The 20,789-nt window shown below is 39.0% G+C and carries 18 protein-coding genes and 1 pseudogene; 14 read left to right on the top strand and 5 right to left on the bottom strand.

Translation table 11 applies throughout. The features are described from left to right. Positions 1-8 precede the first annotated feature (8 nt). The 3 genes from cdaA to glmM are packed head-to-tail and all read left to right on the top strand — an operon-like array spanning position 9 to position 3,372. Positions 9-893, top strand: coding sequence for a diadenylate cyclase CdaA (gene cdaA, locus PGP85_RS05665; RefSeq protein WP_090403488.1), 885 nt, complete (start codon positions 9-11; stop codon positions 891-893). After that, on the top strand, positions 890-1,993 hold the full coding sequence (locus PGP85_RS05660) for a CdaR family protein (protein WP_270326470.1): 1,104 nt from the start codon (positions 890-892) through the stop codon (positions 1,991-1,993). The genes cdaA and PGP85_RS05660 overlap by 4 nt, the downstream gene beginning before the upstream one ends. 23 nt (positions 1,994-2,016) lie before the next feature. Next, a complete protein-coding gene (glmM, locus tag PGP85_RS05655; RefSeq protein ID WP_010739004.1) occupies positions 2,017-3,372 on the top strand; it encodes a phosphoglucosamine mutase in 1,356 nt (451 codons plus the stop codon). An 81-nt stretch (positions 3,373-3,453) separates the two neighbouring features. On the opposite strand, the gene glmS is transcribed toward glmM, so the two are convergent. Beyond that, positions 3,454-5,262, bottom strand: coding sequence for a glutamine--fructose-6-phosphate transaminase (isomerizing) (glmS, locus tag PGP85_RS05650; protein ID WP_270326467.1), 1,809 nt, complete (start codon positions 5,260-5,262; stop codon positions 3,454-3,456). 475 nt (positions 5,263-5,737) lie between these two features. Here glmS and PGP85_RS05645 point away from each other — a divergent pair, with 475 nt between their 5' ends. From PGP85_RS05645 to yihA, 8 genes and pseudogenes are all read left to right on the top strand, one after another. Beyond that, a complete protein-coding gene (locus PGP85_RS05645) occupies positions 5,738-6,025 on the top strand; it encodes a hypothetical protein (RefSeq protein WP_010739006.1) in 288 nt (95 codons plus the stop codon). A 17-nt stretch (positions 6,026-6,042) separates the two neighbouring features. Next, positions 6,043-7,071, top strand: coding sequence for a signal peptide peptidase SppA (gene sppA, locus PGP85_RS05640; protein WP_270326465.1), 1,029 nt, complete (start codon positions 6,043-6,045; stop codon positions 7,069-7,071). A 2-nt stretch (positions 7,072-7,073) separates the two neighbouring features. Further along, entirely contained in the window at positions 7,074-7,643 is a 570-nt protein-coding gene (locus tag PGP85_RS05635) for an RDD family protein (protein ID WP_010739008.1), read from the top strand. Continuing rightward, positions 7,618-8,541, top strand: coding sequence for a tetratricopeptide repeat protein (locus PGP85_RS05630; RefSeq protein WP_010739009.1), 924 nt, complete (start codon positions 7,618-7,620; stop codon positions 8,539-8,541). Before PGP85_RS05635 ends, PGP85_RS05630 begins: the two co-directional genes overlap by 26 nt. Before the next feature lie 103 nt (positions 8,542-8,644). Further along, positions 8,645-9,928, top strand: a complete 1,284-nt coding sequence (tig, locus tag PGP85_RS05625; protein ID WP_090403476.1) for a trigger factor — start codon at positions 8,645-8,647, stop codon at positions 9,926-9,928. A gap of 279 nt (positions 9,929-10,207) precedes the next feature. Then, a pseudogene (locus PGP85_RS05620) lies at positions 10,208-11,560 on the top strand (GH25 family lysozyme). A gap of 153 nt (positions 11,561-11,713) precedes the next feature. Further along, a complete protein-coding gene (gene clpX / locus PGP85_RS05615) occupies positions 11,714-12,961 on the top strand; it encodes an ATP-dependent Clp protease ATP-binding subunit ClpX (protein WP_010739012.1) in 1,248 nt (415 codons plus the stop codon). Positions 12,962-13,014: 53 nt separating this feature from the next. Continuing rightward, complete coding sequence (gene yihA / locus PGP85_RS05610) at positions 13,015-13,611, top strand: ribosome biogenesis GTP-binding protein YihA/YsxC (RefSeq protein ID WP_010739013.1); 597 nt, start codon at positions 13,015-13,017, stop codon at positions 13,609-13,611. Here the strand turns inward: yihA and PGP85_RS05605 are convergent. Further along, positions 13,608-13,760, bottom strand: coding sequence for an SPJ_0845 family protein (locus PGP85_RS05605; RefSeq protein WP_010739014.1), 153 nt, complete (start codon positions 13,758-13,760; stop codon positions 13,608-13,610). The two genes, yihA and PGP85_RS05605, sit on opposite strands and share 4 nt — an antisense overlap. Positions 13,761-13,895: 135 nt before the next feature. Here PGP85_RS05605 and PGP85_RS05600 point away from each other — a divergent pair, with 135 nt between their 5' ends. Further along, positions 13,896-15,224, top strand: coding sequence for a hypothetical protein (locus tag PGP85_RS05600; protein ID WP_270326461.1), 1,329 nt, complete (start codon positions 13,896-13,898; stop codon positions 15,222-15,224). 81 nt (positions 15,225-15,305) lie between these two features. Next, a complete protein-coding gene (locus PGP85_RS05595) occupies positions 15,306-15,491 on the top strand; it encodes a hypothetical protein (RefSeq protein ID WP_010739016.1) in 186 nt (61 codons plus the stop codon). Positions 15,492-15,531: 40 nt separating this feature from the next. Here the strand turns inward: PGP85_RS05595 and PGP85_RS05590 are convergent, their stop codons facing one another. The 3 genes from PGP85_RS05590 to PGP85_RS05580 are packed head-to-tail and all read right to left on the bottom strand — an operon-like array spanning position 15,532 to position 19,167. After that, on the bottom strand, positions 15,532-17,445 hold the full coding sequence (locus PGP85_RS05590; protein WP_270326459.1) for a PTS fructose transporter subunit IIABC: 1,914 nt from the start codon (positions 17,443-17,445) through the stop codon (positions 15,532-15,534). Positions 17,446-17,503: 58 nt separating this feature from the next. Further along, positions 17,504-18,418, bottom strand: a complete 915-nt coding sequence (gene pfkB / locus PGP85_RS05585) for a 1-phosphofructokinase (protein WP_270326457.1) — start codon at positions 18,416-18,418, stop codon at positions 17,504-17,506. Next, positions 18,415-19,167 carry a DeoR/GlpR family DNA-binding transcription regulator gene (locus PGP85_RS05580; RefSeq protein ID WP_270326456.1) on the bottom strand — a complete coding sequence of 251 codons (753 nt, stop codon included), beginning with the start codon at positions 19,165-19,167 and terminating at the stop codon, positions 18,415-18,417. Before PGP85_RS05580 ends, pfkB begins: the two co-directional genes overlap by 4 nt. A 157-nt stretch (positions 19,168-19,324) precedes the next feature. On the opposite strand from PGP85_RS05580, the gene PGP85_RS05575 reads away from it, so the two are divergent. Continuing rightward, positions 19,325-20,785: an alpha-amylase gene (locus PGP85_RS05575; RefSeq protein WP_270326455.1), complete on the top strand. Its 1,461-nt coding sequence runs from the start codon at positions 19,325-19,327 to the stop codon at positions 20,783-20,785. Positions 20,786-20,789: the final 4 nt, after the last annotated feature.

The following is a 20,789-nucleotide window of genomic DNA, read 5'->3' as shown; positions in this document are numbered from 1 at the left end:
GGTTATCTATGCCTAATCGTCTAATTGAATTATTCAAACCGGAATATTGGCTTAGCTTTTTTTCTGAGAATTTGTCAACTTGGGATATCATCGTCAACCTTTTAGATATATTTGTCGTCTGGTTTTTGATTTATCGTTTGTTTGAACTTGTTCGTGGAACAAAGGCTGTCCAATTGATCAAAGGTGTGGCGATTTTTATTGGAATTCGAATCGTGGCTGAATTAATCGGGCTGCATACATTGTCGTGGCTGATGAACCAAATCATCACGTATGGTGTTATTGCAGCGATTGTTATTTTTCAACCGGAAGTTCGGCGGGGGCTAGAGCATTTGGGACGCAGTTCTTTCTTTAAAACAACAAGAAGAGAAGAACGCGATGATGAACGGATGATTTTAGCGTTTGATAAAGCGATTCAGTACATGTCCAAAAGAAAAATCGGTGCATTAGTAACGATTCAGCGATTTACTGGGTTAGAGGAATATATTGAAACCGGGATTGACTTGGATGCGGATATTACCGGAGAGTTATTGATCAACATCTTTATACCTAATACTCCCTTACATGACGGCGCTGTGATCGTCAAAAATGGAAAAATCGCTGTTGCTTCAGCATATTTGCCGCTTTCCGATAGCATGCTGATTCCAAAAGAATTCGGGACTCGGCATCGAGCCGCAGTGGGTATTAGCGAGGTAAGCGATGCGTTAACATTTATTGTTTCTGAAGAAACTGGTGGGGTTAGTATCACGCTGAATAATGATTTTCTTCATGATTTATCTCAGGAGGAATATCTTGCTGTGATGCGTAGAGAGTTACTGCCAGATGAAAAAAACGCTGGGAAAAAAAGTCTCTTACAAACCTTTTTGGAAGGGTTGACTAAAGGAGGCGAAAAATGAGAATTAAGTTTAAGAAAAGCAATATGCCTTACGTGCTGATTTCGTTAGTGTTTAGTTTGATTCTATTTTTTAACGTGAACGGCCAAAATTTCAGTCAATTGATTTCTTCTGAGGCTAACTATGAAGAATCTATTCAAAATTTACCAATTACGGTTCTTTATAATTCAGATGAGTACTTTGTTCATGGCTTCTCATCGAATGTGTCAGTTAAGTTAAGCGGTGCAAATCGAATTCAATTAAATAAAGAAATTGATCCAGATACACGCGATTTTAGTGTTGTAGCCGATTTAACAAAATTGACTAGCGGTACTCATGAAGTTCGCTTGAAAACTAAAAATTTGTCTAGCTCCCTTTTTGCATCGATTGATCCAGAAAAAATATCTGTGACGGTTGAGAAGAAAGTGAAAAAACAATTCGATGTATCACCGATTTTGAGCAGTACAACAAGCAATAATGGTTTAAAAATTGGAGAAATGTCGACTAAGCCGGAAAAAGTTGAAATTACAACTGGCGAAAACACGATGAAGGAAATCGATCGTGTGGTAGCCTCGGTCGATAGCAGTAAACTTAATACGGATCAAGAAAGTATCCAGGCGCCCGTTCAGGCATTGAATGCTAGCGGGGAGGCATTACCGATTCAATCAGATCCGCAAAATGTGACTGTTTCATTTGAAATTCAAACACCAAGTAAAGAGGTGTCGCTTTATCCGATTCAAGAAGGCGATCTGCCTTCAGCTGTTGAAAGTGTCAAAATCGATTTGAATCGCACAAAAGCAACAATTACTGGCGTACAGTCAGTGCTTGATAAAATAGACAGTATCGGTATTCCGGTTGATGTGAGCCAAATCCAAGGAACCGTCAAAAAATTTATTGACGTACCTGTATCTGGTGACTATCAAGTCAATCCTAAAACCGTGAGCGCGCAAGTGACACCAGTACTTAAAAAAACACAAGATTCAGAAACTAGCAGCACAAATCATTCTAGTTCGTCGGTAACTGAAGCTACGAGAAATTCGAGTGGTAGTTCAAGATCTTCTGAAACAAGTGCTACTCAAATGACGAGTAGTCAAGAAGAACCGACAAATCAATCAACTGACTAGATGAAGAAGGGAAATATAATTTAATGGGTAAATATTTTGGAACAGACGGAGTACGTGGAATCGCGAATAAGGAGCTAACACCTGAACTAGCGTTTAAGTTGGGCCGTTGTGGCGGTTATGTACTAAGTCAACATCAAGAGAGTGAAGGGCGTCCACGTGTTTTAGTTGGGCGTGATACTCGAATCTCAGGTGAATTATTGGAAACAGCCCTAATCTCTGGCTTGTTATCCGTCGGTATTGAAGTTTTTCAGTTGGGAGTTATTTCAACACCGGGTGTTGCCTATTTGACAAGACTGCAAAAGGCTTCAGCAGGCGTTATGATCTCCGCTTCTCACAATCCAGCAGAAGACAACGGTATTAAATTTTTTGGTGGTGATGGATTCAAACTAGTTGATGAACAAGAAGCTGAGATTGAAGCGTTGATTGATGCTGAAGAGGATACATTGCCTCGGCCATCTGCTGAAGGTTTGGGAACGCTGGATGAATTTCACGAAGGTTTATTGAAGTACTCTCAATTTTTAGTGCAAACAATTTCAGGTGATCTTTCTGGTTTAACTGTTTGTGTTGACGCGGCTAATGGAGCGACTTCTACCAGTGTTAATCGCTTATTCGCTGATTTAGAAACGGACTTCTACACGATGGGAACCTCACCAAATGGATTAAACATTAACGCTGGAGTGGGATCGACACATCCGGAAACATTGGCGAAAATGGTCGTTGAGAAAGGTGCAGATGCCGGGTTGGCCTTTGACGGCGATGGTGATCGAGTAATTGCAGTGGACGAATTAGGGAACATTGTTGACGGCGATCGTATTATGTTTATTTGTGCGAAGTACTTAGCTGAACGTAAACGTTTGAAAAAGAATACAGTTGTGACTACTGTAATGAGCAATCTAGGCTTTCATAAAGCAATTGAAGAAATTGGCCTAGAAGATGTGATCACCCAAGTGGGAGACCGTTATGTTGTCGAAGAGATGCGTAAAAATGATTACAATCTTGGCGGCGAGCAATCTGGGCATGTGTTGTTCTTAGACTATAATACAACTGGTGATGGGATGCTTACAGGAGTTCAATTATTGAACATCATGAAACAAACCGGAAAGAAACTTTCTGAACTTGCTGGTGAAGTTACGATCTATCCGCAAAAGTTAGTAAACATTCGTGTAAGTGATAAATATGGTGCGATGGATGTACCTGCAATTAAAAAGGCCATTGATGAAGCAGAAGCTGAAATGAATGGCGATGGTCGTATCTTAGTTCGTCCTTCTGGAACAGAACCGCTGCTGCGGGTTATGGCAGAAGCGCCGACTGATGAAAAAGTTGATTATTACGTCGAAAAAATTGCGGCAGTTGTTCGTGAAGAAATTGGATTAGACTAGCAATATTAAATACCCGACTTTAAAAGAGTCGGGTATTTTTATATGAAAAAAAGGTTGAGAAAAATCTCAACCTTTTTTTGCTTATTCAACTGTAACTGATTTTGCTAGATTACGTGGTTTATCAACATCATATCCGCGTAATAACGTTGCATAATAGGCAATCAGTTGTCCTGAAATTACAGAGACAAGTGGACGCAAGAATTGATGAACGATCGGTAAGATAATTTGATCGCCTTTTTTGCTTAATTCTTCTGATGCTATTACTAAGGTGTGGGCACCACGACTTTCTACTTCACGAAGATTTCCGCGAGTGTGAGGGGCTGTCACCGCCTCAGTAATGATACCGATAACTGGTGTACCTTCTTCAACTAACGCAATTGTTCCGTGTTTCAATTCACCAGCGGCGAAACCTTCTGCTTGAATATAAGAAATTTCTTTTAGTTTTAAAGCTACTTCCATGGAAACGTAGTAATCTTCTGAACGTCCGATATAGAAAGCATTACGAGTCGTTGCCAAATATTCTTCTGCGATTCCTTCGATCATCGTTTTTTCCGCGATCATTATATCCATCGCATTGGCGGCAATTCCTAATTCTTTTGTCAAATCAAACTCTTCTGCAGCCGGAATATTTTTTGCTTCACCGACGGCTTTTGCCAAAACAGTTAATGCTGCAATTTGAGCTGTATATGCTTTGGTAGATGCTACTGCAATTTCTGGACCCGCATGTAACAACATTGTATAACTAGCTTCGCGTGATAATGTTGAACTAGCAACATTTGTCACAGTTAGGGAAGGATACCCCAATTTATTAGTCTTCACTAATACTTGACGACTATCTGCGGTTTCACCACTTTGAGTAAGATAAATAAAGAATGGTTTTTCTGAAAGTAATGGCATATTGTAGCCGAATTCACTAGATAAGTGAATCTCAACTGGAATGTTGGCTAAGCCCTCAATAATCTGTTTGCTGGCCCAACCAGCATTGTTGCTTGTGCCACAGGCAACGATGTAAATGCGATCACTGGTCAATAAACTTTGCAACAACGGCTCTTCAATAACGACGGTTCCTGTTTCATCTGTGTATTCACTGATGATCCGACGCATTGTAGCTGGTTGCTCGTCAATTTCTTTCAACATATAGTAAGGGTAGGTGCCTTTTTCCATATCGGCAAGATCAATTTTTGCTTCATAAGGAGCACGTTGAATTTCGCTGCCAGCCTCATCTTCAATTTCTACGCGATCTTTTGTCACGATGACCATTTCGCCATCGTTAATTTCTACGAATTGATTGGTCTGCTCTAACATTGCCATCGCGTCGCTGCAGACAACATTAAAACCATCACCTAATCCAATTAACAACGGGCTTTTGTTTTTGGCAACGTAAATGGTTTCACGATCATTCTTGTCGATTAAACCAAAAGCGTAAGAACCATTAATTTCCATTAATGCCTTACGAAAAGCTTCTTTAGTCGAAATACCTTGTTCTGCAAAGTACTCAATCAAGTGAACAGCAATTTCCGTATCAGTTTCGCCGTAAAAATCGTCATTTGCTAAATACTTCCGTTTTAACTCGTCATAATTTTCGATTACTCCGTTATGAACCAACACAAAACGTTTACTTTGTGAGGTATGGGGATGAGCATTCTCTTCGCTTGGTTCACCATGAGTTGCCCAACGTGTATGGCCAATCCCAATTGTGCCGTGAACTTCCTCTCCAATTTTCTCGGCTAATTCCTTGATACGTCCTTGCGATTTGACTAAGTAATCTTCATTATGATCAGCAACAAAAATACCAGCAGAGTCATAACCACGATACTCTAATTTTTCCAATCCATTAACTAAAATGCTAGTTGCCTGCTCATTTCCTACAATTCCCACGATTCCACACATAATGTCTTCCTACTTTCCTATCATTATATGTTTCCGAGCTGTCTGACCATTTTTTTGTTCTTTTATAAAGTTTTTGTAATGATCTGTAGAGCACAGCTACCCTGAAGCTACCCGCCGAATAGTTCGATTAGCTTCTTCCTCGTCACCTCTAAAAGAGGTCTGGCGCTATCTTATTGGTATGATTAAGATTTTTTTGTATTATTATCGGAAACAATGACTAATATAATATAAACAATCCGACTAGTCAAATATTTTTTTATTTTTACTTAATTGGTATATATGGAATTTGTGAAAAAGAATTGGAAAGCAAAGGGACTTCTGCATTTCATCTATTTATAGAATAGGGTAAAATAAGAAGTATCATTTGCTGAGCGATACTAATACAATGACTTCTTATTGTTTGCAGATATTGTTCTCTATTGATTTAAATTTTTGTGAGTTTTTATTTCACAAAAAAATGAGAGGGGAAAACTAAATGAATCAACCAGAAAATCTAACAGTCGGTGAATTACGCAAATTTTTGACACAACTTGCTGAAGATCCAAAAATCACTGATGAAACGAAAATTTTCTTAGATACCGGATGGGATAGTATTCAGGAAATTAATCCGGACGCTTTAAGTATTGAAGAAGCACAATCATTCAAAATTGAAGATCCTTTAACCCATGAATTTTTTGGCGGATATTCGTTACTAGAAAAAGCGGAAAAAATGAATGGCGATGGACCGATAGAGAAAGTTTTGGTTATTCGTAATCTATATTAGAATTTAGGAGGAAACTGATGAATAAAAGACGTTGGGTTGCTGTCGTTATCGCAATAGCACTGTTATTTTTTTCAGTGCTGTCATCAACGATTAGCCGCAGAAATGATAATAAAAAAGAACTAAGTCAAGTAAATGAACTATTATATGGATCGGATGAGCCGCAAGAAAAAGTCGAAGAGTCTGGCTCGAGCAATAAAAAAATTGTTAAGTTAGTAGTAGAAGGTACGATTGTGGATGACGGTACAAGTGGATTGTTTTCTAGCGGAGGGTATAATCATGAATCTTTTATGAAACAATTGGCTAAGATCAAAAAAGATTCGACTGTAAAAGGAGTTTTGCTAGAGATTAACTCTCCTGGAGGCTCTGTTTATGAAACTGCGGAAATTACCCGTGCATTGAAAGAGCTTCAAAAGGAGAAAAAAATTCCTATTTATGCTTCGATGGAAAGCCAGGCGGCTAGCGGGGGCTATTATATCGCGGCCAATTCTGATCGGATTTATGCTACAGAAGACACTATGACAGGTTCCATAGGCGTTATTATGTCTAGCATGAACTATTCTGGATTAATGGAAAAACTTGGAATTACAGATGCAACAATTAAAAGCGGTGCATTAAAAGATATTGGCTCTTCTTCTCGTCCGCAAACGAAGGAGGATAAAGAAGTTTTGCAGACTTTCGTGGACAGCATGTATGGTCGATTTGTCAAGACTGTCGCTGAAGGACGAAAGATGGATGAAGCTCAAGTGCGTAAATTAGCTGATGGAAGAATTTACGATGGAGCACAAGCTGTCGAGAATGGTCTGGTAGATAACATTGGGTATCCAGATCAAGCGCTGAAAGCCTTAAAGAAAGATAAAGGGTTGAATGATGCGAAAGTTGTTTCATATACTAGCGGATCTACTAATTTTATGAATACGTGGTTGGGTAATAGCTTAGCAGAGCTGCAAGGAATTAAACCATCACAAGAAGATCTAATTAGAAACATTGTCGAAAGCGTTGGCACACCACAAGCTCCTAAGGCAATGTACCTTTACGGAGGTAAATAGAGATGACTGAAGAAACTAGTCAAAGACCACCCGCAGTGGGTCCTGTTAGTCAGCTGCTTGAAAAGAAAAAGCGGAAAGCTCAGTTCCATCATTATCCTGATTATTTTTATGCGGGTTTTTGGATTCGATTTTTTGCGTATTTGTTAGATTTATTGTGTGTTTCAGCGATCACAGGAATCCTATTAGGCCTACCTGCCAATTTATTAAATGTAACTAAGAGTTCTGAACTATTAAGTATTTATGGTTTTTTGGCATTATTGATCTATTTGGCGTATTTTATTTTAATGACAAAGCTAAATCATGGTCAAACGATTGGTAAGATGGCTTTTGGAATCAGAGTAGTCTGCTTTAGTGAGGAAGACTTAAGTTGGCAAACTGTTTTTGTTCGTGAAGGGGCCTGTCGTTTTGTTCTACGTGGATCGATTTTTATGTTAGGTTACCTTGTAACTATTTTTACACCAAACAAACAACACATTGGCGACTATTTTTCTGACACCAGTGTTGTAACATTAAATTTGTTAGCGGCTAGAGAGGGTTTATACAAGAATGAGTCCGATAGAATTTCCCAATAATGATCAGTATTATTTAACTCTTGCTGAAGAGGCCTTTTCAGAAGGAAACTATCTTCAGGCATTAGAAAATTACAAACTTGCATACCAAATAAGTCCTTCGCCTAAGCTTAACCGTCTGATTGCGAGTCTCGCTTTAGAACAAGGCGACTTTGTTGGATCTTTGGAATATGCACAAGAAATGGCAGATGACTATCTGGAGACACCAGAAGCAATCGATTTATATTTACAGATTCAGGTGTATTCTCAGAACTTTTTTGCCGCTCGTGAGTTCTTGTGGAGGGCACAAAAGGTTAGGCATCTAACTGAAGAGCAAAAAGAACTTTGGCTGATGCGTATTGACGATCAAGAGGCATTTTACCAAAAGCAGCAACAGGCAGCGGTGAGACAACTCGAAACGGAATTAAATCAATTGCCTTCACTTGCATCAATGGAGCAATTAATGTTGGTTAGAAAGATCAAGCAACTTCCAGAAGAACTTCTGAAATCAATGTCCGAAAAGTTCATGATCGATCCTAAAGTGTTTCCCCTAGTTCGCAGCTATTTATTTGAAAGTTTGGCTCGAGTTGGTAGTTCTGATAAAGTCCGCTATTTGACGATTCAAGATGAAATCATGGAGCTGTCGCCAGCAGAGTCCGGCTCTGACGGAACGTTAGAAATTGAAATTGAAAATCGTTTGAATGAGCAACTAGGAGATGATGATCCGATTCTTTTGAGTAATTTACTAGAACAGGTCAAGTTAGAAATGGCCTTCTTGTATCCTTTGCAAAGCTCCTTCATGAAACCTAAAGCATGGGTAGCCAGTTATTTAACGGAATACTCTGAGCAATCGGAGCCTCTTGATGAGGGAATAGAAACCATTAGAAAGAAAATAAAACAACTGATGTTCGATTATCATTAAAAAATGCCGAGAGTAAAAGCTTTATATTTACAATTCACAATCAGTAGTGTAATATTTAATGGTATGCAAAATGCAAGTATATTAGTATTCGGAGGGAACAAACGTGACTGCAAATTTTGAAAAAACAGGCACCAATGATGGTGTGTTAACTTTCTCAATTGAACAAACTGAGATTCAAAAAGGATTAACAAATGCATTCAACAAAGTGAAAAAAAATCTAAATGTACCTGGCTTCCGCAAAGGGAAGGTATCTCGCCAAGTATTTAACCGGATGTACGGTGAAGAAGCGTTGTATGAAGATGCGTTGAACGATGTATTACCAACAGCTTATGAAGCTGCTGTTAAAGAAGCAGGCATTGATCCAGTCTCTCAACCAAAAATTGATGTAGACAGCATGGAAAAAGGCGAAGCTTGGGTCATCAAAGCAGAAGTAACTGTAAAACCAGAAGTAAAATTAGGAGACTACAAAGAACTAGAAGTTCCTAAACAAGATGTTGAGGTTTCAGATGCTGATGTAGATGCTCGTTTGAAAACTGAACAAGAATCTCAAGCTGAATTAGTAATTAAAGAAGACGAAGCTGCCGAAAATGGCGACACAACTGTTATCGACTTTGAAGGCTTTGTTGGTGAAGAAGCATTTGAAGGCGGAAAAGGAGAAAACTATTCTCTTGAATTAGGCTCTGGCTCATTTATTCCAGGTTTTGAAGAACAACTAGTTGGTCATAAAGCTGGCGAAAGCTTAGACGTAACAGTAACTTTCCCAGAAGACTATCAAGCTGAAGACTTAGCTGGTAAAGAAGCAATCTTCAAAGTAACGATTCACGAAGTTAAAGCAAAAGAGTTGCCTGAATTAGATGATGACTTTGCAAAAGACGTCGACGAAGAAGTAGCTTCTTTAGACGAATTAAAAGCTAAATACCGTGATGAATTGACAAAACAAAAAGAAGAAGCTGCGAAAGAAGCAAAGGATGAAGCTGCAATCAAGCAAGCTGTTGAAAATGCTGAAATCGTTGAACTACCACACGTAATGGTGCATGATGAAGTACACCGTTCAATGGATGAATTCTTGAACAACATGCAACGTCAAGGTATTTCACCTGAAATGTATTATCAATTGACTGGTTCTACTGAAGAGGATCTTCACACTCAATTTGAAGGTGAAGCAGAAGGCCGTGTTAAAACAAACTTAGTGATGGAAACAATCGTTGAAGCAGAAAAAATCGAGGCTTCTGAAGAAGACATCGCTAAAGAAATCAAAGAATTGGCTGAAATGTATCAAATGCCAGAAGATCAAATTCGTCGCGTCCTAACAGAAGATATGTTAGAGCATGACATTAAAATGAAAAAAGCTGTTGAATTGGTAACGGGAACAGCCGTAGAAAAATAATTTCTAATGCTGTGAACCTAACTAATAATTAGTGAAGCTAAGCAGAAATTTGAGTATGTAGCACATGTTTTGTGCTACATACTTTTTTTATAGGAGCATTTGAAATAAGTAACACAATTTTGAGCCCAGTAAATAACTTAGTTTTTCAGTTTTTTATAGATATTTATAACGAATAACTTCAAAATAATCCTTAAATTTGGTAATATTGAATTGTTAATAAATCGAGCTAATTTTCGTTTTTATATTTAATTAGTGCTTTCAGACCTTAAGGAGGAGAAAATGAAGAAAAAAATTCTAGGAGTGAGCCTTTTAACGATATTATTGTTAAGCTCTGCACCGATTGCTTTAGCCGAAGAAACTCAGCAGGCGAACGATGACCAAACGGTTGAGACAACCACGAACAGCGATTCGACGACGGATACTTCGTCAGCTGCAACAAAAACAACCGAGAGTAACAGCTCAACGGAAGAAGAAATGGTAGTACCTGAGACACAAATTGATACGGCTGAAGGAACAATGAGCCTGCCGAAAGGGCGTTCGGATCTTTATCCAACGATACAGTTATTTGCATCATTACCATCTGTTTCGGCGACAAATACGAATACACCAAGTAAAAGTTTCGTTGATATATCTTCCCATAACGGAAACATTTCCGTTGCGAACTTTCAAAAAATGAAAGACTATGGCGTTACGGGAGTTGTTGTCAAATTAACAGAAGCAACGAGCTACACAAATCCTAATGCGCAATCTTAAATCAATAACGCGATGGCAGCTGGAATGAAAGTTTCTGCTTATCACTATAGTTGGTTCACAAGTGATGCACAAGCAGTTGCAGAGGCCAATTATTTTGCAGCTGCGGCCAAAAGATTTGGTCTTAGTAGTGGTACCGTGATGGTAAATGATATCGAGGAACCACAGATCCTTGGTAAAGGAAACCATACCAATAATTCTAGAGCTTTCGAAAATCGATTAAAATCGCTAGGGTATGGTAATGTACGCCATTATATTGGGTTAAATTGGTTAACTACTGGGCGTATTAATGCTGCAACTATCGGTAATAAAAATATATGGGTAGCAGCATACCCTTATAATCTTTCGACTACGAACTTCTATACTCAATATGGCGCTTGGCAGTGGTCTTCACAACTATCATTCCCAGGTGTTAGCGGTAATTTTGATATTAATGCGGATTATACATCGACATTCAGTAACCCTACACCAACACCACCGGCAAACAGTGTGCAAATGTATCGTGTATACAATCCAAATAGCGGAGAGCATTTCTACACACAGAACGTTGCAGAAAAAAATAATTTGGTTTCAAAGGGTTGGAGATATGAAGGGATTGGTTGGAATGGACCGACTTCAGGAAATCCGGTCTATCGTTTGTACAATCCGAACGCAGGAGATCATCATTATACGCTGAATGCGAATGAGAAAAACAATTTAGTCTCTAAAGGCTGGCGTTATGAAGGTGTTTCTTGGTATTCTGGGGGATCAAATGCGTTGCATCGTTTATATAATCCTAATGCCAAAGCTGGTTCACATCATTATACGTTGAACACGAATGAGAAAAATAATTTAGTCTCTAAAGGTTGGCGTTATGAAGGCTTGGCCTGGTATGCAAAATAAGAAAAAAAGTTCTCGAATTTTCGAGAACTTTTTTTTTTAGAATTCCTTTTTAATTGCTCTTGGTTTCTTTGTCTTTTTAAGGCTTTATGTTATTATAGATAAAGACTGCAATCGTGGAGACACTTGTAGAGAATGAAACAAGAGGTGAAAGCCATGTATGAAAGCACAGGCGCAGGTGAAACAGTTCGCTGTTCATTTTGCGGAAAGACCCAAGAGGAAGTAAAGAAAGTCGTTGCGGGTCCTGGAGTTTACATTTGTAATGAATGTATCGACCTTTGTAAAGAGATTATAGATGAAGAATTCCATGAGGAAGCTATTCGTGAATTTATTGATGTGCCAAAACCGAAAGAACTATTAGATGTATTGAATCAATACGTTATCGGACAAGATCGAGCAAAAAAAGCTTTATCAGTTGCTGTGTACAATCACTATAAACGAGTGAATACTGAGAATGATGGAATAGATGAAGTCGAATTGCAAAAGAGTAATATTTGTTTGATTGGACCAACTGGTTCAGGGAAAACATTCTTAGCGCAGACTTTGGCAAGAACATTGAACGTCCCATTTGCAATTGCGGATGCAACAAGTTTGACCGAGGCAGGTTATGTTGGTGAAGATGTTGAAAATATCTTATTAAAGCTGTTGCAGGCTGCGGATTACAACGTTGAACGTGCGGAAAAGGGAATCATTTATATTGATGAAATCGATAAAATCACCCGTAAGAGTGAAAATGTTTCGATTACCCGTGATGTGTCAGGCGAAGGGGTTCAGCAAGCTTTGCTTAAAATTCTTGAGGGAACTGTTGCTAGTGTTCCGCCTCAGGGTGGACGTAAACATCCGCATCAAGAATTTATTCAAATCGACACAACGAATATCTTATTTATCGTTGGCGGAGCTTTTGATGGGATCGAAACGATTGTTAAGAACCGTTTAGGTGAAAAGACGATCGGATTTGGTCAAAACAATAAAAAAATTGACGACGATGAAAGTGTTATGCAGCAGATCATACCAGAAGATTTGTTGAAATTTGGTTTGATTCCAGAATTCATCGGACGTTTACCTGTGACAACGGCATTAGAGAAATTAACGACAGAAGATTTGGTTCGTATTTTAACAGAACCAAAGAACGCGCTTGTCAAACAATATCAAAAATTACTTTCGTATGATGATACTGATTTGGCTTTCGACGCTGACTCGTTAAATGCAATTGCTGATAAAGCGATTGCTCGTAATACTGGAGCTCGCGGCTTACGTTCAATCATTGAAGATGTCATGATGGATGTTATGTTTGACATTCCTTCTGATGAATCCATTGAAAAAGTAATCGTTACAAAGGATTCTGTTGAGGGTTCAGGAAAACCAATTATTCAGTACCATAACGACAAGAAAAAAGCAGGTTAGTACGTAAGGGTTCACAAATTCCTTTGTGAACCCTTTTTGAAAGGCGTGGAAGAATGAAAGTGCATAATGCAGAGATCGTTATCAGCGCGGTCTCACCAAAACAATATCCTGAAACTGATTTACCTGAAATAGCGTTGGCTGGACGTTCGAATGTAGGCAAATCTTCCTTCATCAATACGTTGATAGATCGAAAAAATTTGGCTCGTACCTCAGGTAAACCAGGAAAAACGCAGACTTTAAATTTTTATTTAATCGAAAATGCTTTGCATTTTGTTGACGTACCTGGTTACGGCTATGCAAAAGTCTCTAAGACTGAGCGGGCAAAATGGGGCGAAATGATCGAGACGTACATTACTACGCGAAAACAACTGCGTGCAGTAGTCTCATTAGTTGATGTACGGCATGATCCTAGTAAAGAAGACATTCAAATGTATGAATTTCTGAAATACTATAACCTTCCAGTGATCGTCGTTGCAACAAAGGCTGATAAGATACCTCGTGGGAAGTGGAATAAGCATACTAGTGCTATCAAGAAAAAATTAGATTTTGATCCAAATGATACTTTCATTCTTTTCTCTTCGGAAACAAAAAAAGGAAAAGAAGAAGCTTGGCAGGCAATTGAAGCTGCAATCGAAAAGGATCAGGCTTAAGCCTGATCCTTTTTTTTATCTGTTTGTTCAATTTTTGGTTTTAAGAACTTTTGGATGTCCTCGTCCTTCTGCACTTTTTTGTCTGGATCAACTGCAAATGATTCAAACAACTTATCTAAATCATCGGTTTTCTCAAATTTCAGGCCCATCTAAAACACCTCCATTTTTAGTTTTAACACAATTTATTATAGTATACAATTTTTTGAAACTTAGTAATCAATTTCATAGGGTTTTTTAAATCTTTAAGATATAATTATAATAGAGTAATGAGAAAGGGGAAGGCAATGGAAAAAAATCAAAAGTTATATAGCGTCAGCCAGCTTTACGATTTAAAGCAAGCCGATATTCAATCGAAGATCAATGATTGGCTAATCATGAGTCGTCTATTGCTGGAACCAGACATGATGTTGATTAACGGAAAAGAGCGGGCATTTGATCTGAGACTTTTGCAACAAGTTATCGCAGACTTTGGTATGAAGGAAGATTTCTGGCTGCAACTAAAAAATGCGGAGGAAGAAACCACTATTCACGTCTTAGGCGATACCTTGTTTGAAAAATGTATTATCAACAAGAAAAACTTTTATTATTGGGAGACTGTCTATCTAGATTATTTAAAATCCCGGTTGATTGAACATGGTTTCTTTGCTTATATTCGTTCCTATGAAGAATACTTGTATCATAATACAAGCGAACTCTCAAAGCGTCGATCATTCGAAACGGCTGATGAGACCAATGCACTGCCAATGATGAAGGGACTTAATGGCGATATTGTAGTAGATTGCAATGTTTTTCCTGGTTATGATGTTTTCTATAAAGGTGTTTGCTTAACGGCGTGTTGGTGGTTGTTTTTGGGCGAACCTTACAAAAAGTTATTTGCTAGACAGCTTTTGTTGGATATTCAACAAGTTGAGCGAGTGGCAGAGCTTGGTTCGGGAGTTTTTTTTGAATTACACAAGGACCCTTTCCAATGGCAGGAAGAGGCGAATTTGAAATTTCAACAGTTGTTCCGTGATCAATTGGGTATTTCACAATTGTCTTATACAAACGGCGTCGGGTTATTGAAGCAACCGTATATTGAATTTGCATTTGAAGATACAGTCATTCAAACGGTACAATATCAAAACGATCAATTTCAGCCAACCGAAAAAAGTGATGCCTCATATTTTGTGACCCGCACTTATAATTTTTTAACCAATCAGTATCGAGTAAATCGAATGAAGGGCGGGCTAAACGCGTTAGCCTATTTTCCGTGGATTGATGATGAGAGTGAACGAATGATGAATTATCACATCCTGTATCCTGAGTTAACATTAGACAAAGGCTTAGCGGCTTTCGAGTATTATATTCGAGATTCGATTGAATTTGAGATCCAAGATATGCGCTACAAAGAGTACACAGCTGTTTTACAATTATTTATTCCAAAGAAAGCTTTTTTGGATTTTCCGTTGGAAGAATTGAAGCTGGCACTAAAAGATATGACGATTCATCAGGTTAGTCGAAAAAATGATTCATTGACCTTTTCTTTGGAAAAGGAGGCGAAGCATTTGATTGTTTCGTTTATTGATCAGAAAAAAGTATCGGCTAAAAATCAATTGGATATTCTTGAAATTTGATAGGATGATATTTGGCTTGAAAATCGAATTATTTTTCTTTGGAAAAGGTAATTCTTTAATATGAAAAAAGGAGAGGTTAGTATGGATCGAAGATATATCAAGATTATGGGTAGTTGTTTACTGATTGTTGGACTGATTTTTGCGTTGCCGCTTGCAGCATTAGAGATTCCTTTATCAATTGCAGTTTTCTTTATTGGTATGATCTTATTTATGATCAAACCAAAACCTCAGCCAGTTCGTATTCATAGAAAAGATCGTTGGATGTAAAAAAATTCCACTCTCATATCGAGAGTGGAATTTTTTTAGTTTATTGAGCTACTGGTTTTTTTACTAAACCATAGATAACACCTGAAACAATCGCGCCGATAGCGATAAACAACAGATATAGTAATGGGTGGCTCAACAACAGCACAACGAAGATCCCACCGTGAGGAGCAAGCAATTTGATTCCAACTGCTCCGACTAAACCACCAGCTAGAGCTGAACCAACAACAAAACTTGGAATGACACGAATTGGATCGGCTGCTGCAAATGGAATTGCGCCTTCTGTAACGAAGGAAAGTCCCATGACGATATTTGTCAAACCGGCATCAACTTGGCTCTTTTCAAATTTGTTTTTGAACAAACGAGTAGCAACAAAAATTGCCAATGGAGGAACCATCCCGCCGGCCATTACCGCTGCCATCACGATTGAACCACCTTGTGCAACAGATGAAGCTAATGTTGCAGTACCGAAGACATATGCTGCTTTATTGATTGGACCACCTAAGTCAATAGCCATCATGCCGCCTAGCAAAGCACCCAATAAGATGGCGTTTGACCCGCTAAGACCAGTTAAGAAACCATTTAATCCATCGTTAATTGCTTTCATAGGAACATTGACTAGAAGCATCAAGAAACCAGTAATCATTAATCCAAAGAAGGGATAAAAGAGAATGGCTTTGATTCCTTCAAGTGATTTAGGCAAGTTTTTAAATAGTTTCTTCAAGAAAATGATGACATAGCCGGCAAGGAAGCCGCCAATCAATGCACCTAGGAAACCAGCACCACCGGCATTTGCTAAAGCACCAGCGGCAAAACCAGCGATTAAACCAGGACGATCAGCAATACTTGATGCGATAAATCCGGCAAGTACAGGAAGCATGAAGCCGAATGCAGCACCACCGATTTGGTTGAACCATCTAGCAACTTGGTTGTAGTTCCCTAAGTTTGCCAATTCAGAATGTGGTACGCCCATAAACTGGTCGATCATGAATGATAAAGCAATCATGATTCCGCCGCCGATAACGAATGGCAGCATATGTGAAACACCGTTCATCAAATCTTTATAAATCCGTTGACCTAGTGTTCCGTTATCGCTTTTTTCTTCCTCAGATGAAGCTTCTTCGCCATTGCCATGGTAGACAGGAGCAGTTCCGCTTAAAGCCAAGTTGATTAATTCCTCTGGCTTGCGAATACCATCGCTTACTGGACGGTTAACCAATTCTTTTCCATTGAAACGATTCATTTCAACCTTTTTGTCAGCTGCCACAATGACACCAGCTGCCCGAGAAATATCTTCGTCAGTTAGGCGATGTTTGATTCCTTCTGAACCATTTGTTTCAACCTTAATATCAACGCCCATTTCTTTTGCTTTTTTCTTCAAAGCATCTTCAGCCATGTAGGTATGAGCGATTCCAGTAGGGCAGGCAGTTACCGCAACAATATACTGACGGTTAGTATCCTTGATTTTTTCTTCAGCTTCGGCTTTTTCTTCAGCCTCTTTTGCCTTTTCCGCCGCTTCAAAAGTAGCTTGGACTTGATCAGGCGTTTCCGCTGTTTTCAGTTTTGCAACAAAATCAGGGTCGATCAAAAGTCGTGATAACGCTGCTAAAGCTTGGAGGTGAGTATCGTTGGCACCTTCAGGAGCAGCAATCATAAAGAATAGGTAGGTAGGTTGGCCGTCTAATGATTCATAATCGACACCATTTTTACTTTTTGCGAATAAAACCGTAGCTTCTTTAACTGCACTGTTTTTTGCGTGAGGCATCGCGATACCATCGCCTAAACCAGTTGAAGTTTGAGCTTCACGATTTAAAATACCTTCTTTGTAAACATCAATATCCGAGATTCGACCGGCATCATACATTTTTTGCACCATTTCATCGATTGCGGCTTTTTTAGTCGTCGCCTGCAGGTCCATAATCATGGCATCTTTGATCAATAAATCTTTAATATCCATCATAATTCCTCCAAATTCTAGTAGGGTACATATTTTTTAACAGAAGGGCAAACCAAGTCTATTTTACTTTCGTGATTTGTACTTCCGGTAATAAAGCTTGAATAAAATCTGCTGTGGCTAAATCGTCTGAAAAAGTCGTAGCACTTCCGCAAGCGACGCCCCATTTGAATGCTTCAACAGGATCTTGCTTTTTGGTAAAATTACCAACAAATCCAGCAATCATTGAATCACCAGCGCCGACGGAATTTTTAACCGGACGTTTCAGGACATTCGAGCGGTAAATACCATCCTTAGTAAATAGTAACGCTCCGTCGCCAGCCATAGAAACTAACGCATGTTGTGCACCTTCATCTAATAAGCGTTGACCGAACGGATAAATATCTTCAACCGAATTGAATGTTGTTTGATATAAATCGGCCAATTCATGATTATTAGGTTTTACCAATAGAGGGCCGTTTTCCAATGCATCCATTAAATCGGTCCCGGTAGTATCAATGACGAATGAAGCCCCTTGTGATCTAATGATTTTTATTAATTCTTGATAAAAGCCAGTGGGAACACTGCCTGGTTTACTTCCAGATAAAACAACGATATCTTCCGCCGCTAAATTCCCTAAAACTTTTTTTAACGCGTCCATTTCGTTCTCTGAAACGATAGGCCCTTGTCCGTTAATTTCGGTTTCTTCGCTGGCTTTCAATTTGATATTGATTCGAGTGTCGTCAGCGACTGTCGTGAAATTTGTTTGAATGGTTTCGCGTTCCAACCATTCTTCGATGAAACGACCGGTAAAGCCGCCGAGAAAACCTAGAGCAGTCGAATCATTATCAATCCGTTTCAAAATACGTGAAACATTGATGCCTTTTCCTCCAGGCAATTTTAAATCGCTTTTCATTCGATTGACATCACCAATTGTTAGTTGATCGACATGAACGATATAATCAATCGATGGGTTTAGTGTAACTGTATAAATCATACAGAAACCTCCTTCAAGGTAGTTTGTGCTGTGATTTGATCATGGATAACCAAAGGACAGGTATCTGTGAGGATCGAAGCTGCTGACAATGGAGCGACACTAACAAAGCTTGTTTGATTAAATTTGCTATGGTCAACAAGCACGAAGGCTTCTTCGGCTTGTTGGATCGCGGCGCGTTTTAAAATCGCTTCCTCAGGATCAGGGGTGGAGTAGCCGCTCTCAATATGAATACCATTCATACCCATAAAGGCTTTATTGAAACGATATTGTTTCAATTGTTCTAAAGCCTGAGAACCTACAACGGCATCAGTGGTCAATTTTATTCGACCGCCTAATACGATTGTCGCAATTTGAGCTTCTACTAAACGTGCCGCAAGACCAACTGAATTCGTCACGACTGTGATTGCTTGATTGATTAGAAAAGGAATCATTTCTGAAGTCGTGGTGCCGGCATCTAAATAGATGACATCGCCTTCAGCTATACAATCCGCAGCATATTTGGCAACAATTTTTTTCTGTTGAACGTTTTTGGATGATTTTTCAGTCATTCCAAGTTCTTGTTCAAGATGTTGTGGCCGTTTTGCACCACCGTGGACGCGCTCCAATAAACCTAAGTCTTCCAACTCCTGCAGGTCGCGGCGAACCGTCGACTCAGAAGAGTCCAACCACAGCACTAAATCTTGTGATTTAACCAATCCATCGCGTTCTAGCCACTCAATAATTTTTTTATGTCGTTCTTCTGTAAGCATTTTCAATCCTCCTTCATTTGAAATATTACCACAATTATTTTTGCATTTCAACCATAAACGGTCATAAACATCCAAAAACATTTAAGATGTTGAATTTGATTCATCTTATTATGAAGAAACTCTCATTTTCTGTATGATAGATATAGAGGTGAAGATTATGGGAAAACAAACAATTTTACAAGGATTTGAATGGTATCTTCCTGCTGACGGCAATCATTGGAAAACGTTGGCTGAAAAAGCAGAAGAACTACGTCGCTTTGGAATTAATGCTATCTGGATGCCGCCGGCTTATAAAGGAGCTGAAGGCGCGAATGATGTTGGTTATGGAACCTATGATCTTTATGATCTTGGTGAATTCGACCAAAAGGGGAGCGTTCGAACCAAGTATGGAACGAAAGAAGAATATTTGAGCAGTGTTGCTGCATTGAAAAAAGCTGGTTTGAAGGTTTATGCTGATATCGTTTTTGATCATTTTATGGGGGCCGATGAGACAGAAGTTGTCTCAGCAGTTTCTTATCAATTTGATGATCGAACCAAACCAAGTTCTGGGACAGAAGAAATTGAGGCTTGGACAAAATTTACTTTTCCTGGTCGGCAAGGGAAATACAACGACTATCAATGGAATTGGAAGAATTTTTCTGGTGTTGATTATGATGCCCGTGAAAAGGATCATGCAATCTTCAACTTCGCCGACAAAGGATGGGAACCAAAAGTTGACGATGAAAACGGCAACTTTGATTATTTGATGGGTTGTAATCTAGACATGGAAAATCCTGAAACTATCGAACAACTGGACAAGTGGGGAAAATGGTACCAAGAGGTGACAGGAGTCGACGGATACCGCTTGGATGCAGTCAAACATATTCGATTTGACCTATTTGTGGATTGGATTTTGCATCGACGCGAGGAAAAAGACGAAGAACTTTTTGTTGTTGGTGAATATTGGTCGGATGAGTTAGAAAAACTGCAAGAATATTTGGACTCATCAGGCAATCTAATTTCACTTTTTGATGTGCCATTGCATTTTAATTTGTTTCAGGCGGCCTCAACTATGGGTGAATTCGATATGCGGCAAATTTTTGCCGGAACGCTGATTGAAACCCGTCCCGACTGGTCCGTAACATTTGTGGATAATCATGATACGCAACACGGTCAGAGTTTAGAGTCATGGGTAGAAGGTTGGTTTAAGCTGCATGGCTATAGTTTGATTTTATTAAGAAATGAAGGGATTCCCGTTGTATTTTGGGGAGATCTTTACGGAACAGAAAATGCTGAAGCTGTTGGAGAGGGTTTAAACTCCATGATTAAATTACGGGAGGAGTTAAACTTTGGGAGCCAAGCAGATTATTTCGACGATCCAGATGTGATTGGTTGGACATTAACTGGCGAGTTTGACCAAGCTGAATCCGGTGCGGCAGTTATTATGACCAATGCCAAAGGCGGGGAAAAAGAAATGACTATCAGTGCCATTCATGAAGGAGAGACTTTTGTTGATTTGCTTGGAAATAATGAGGCGAAAATTGTTTTAGATGAAAATGGCCAAGGAACATTTCCGGTAAATGATGGTCAGGTTTCTGTTTATGTAAATGAAAAATTAGTCCAAAAAATACGAGGGTGAGCCT

Origin of the sequence: Enterococcus malodoratus, from assembly GCF_027659535.1 — a bacterium.
Classification (GTDB): Bacteria; Bacillota; Bacilli; order Lactobacillales; family Enterococcaceae; genus Enterococcus_A; species Enterococcus_A malodoratus.
This window is presented reverse-complemented; position numbering and strand designations above follow the sequence as displayed.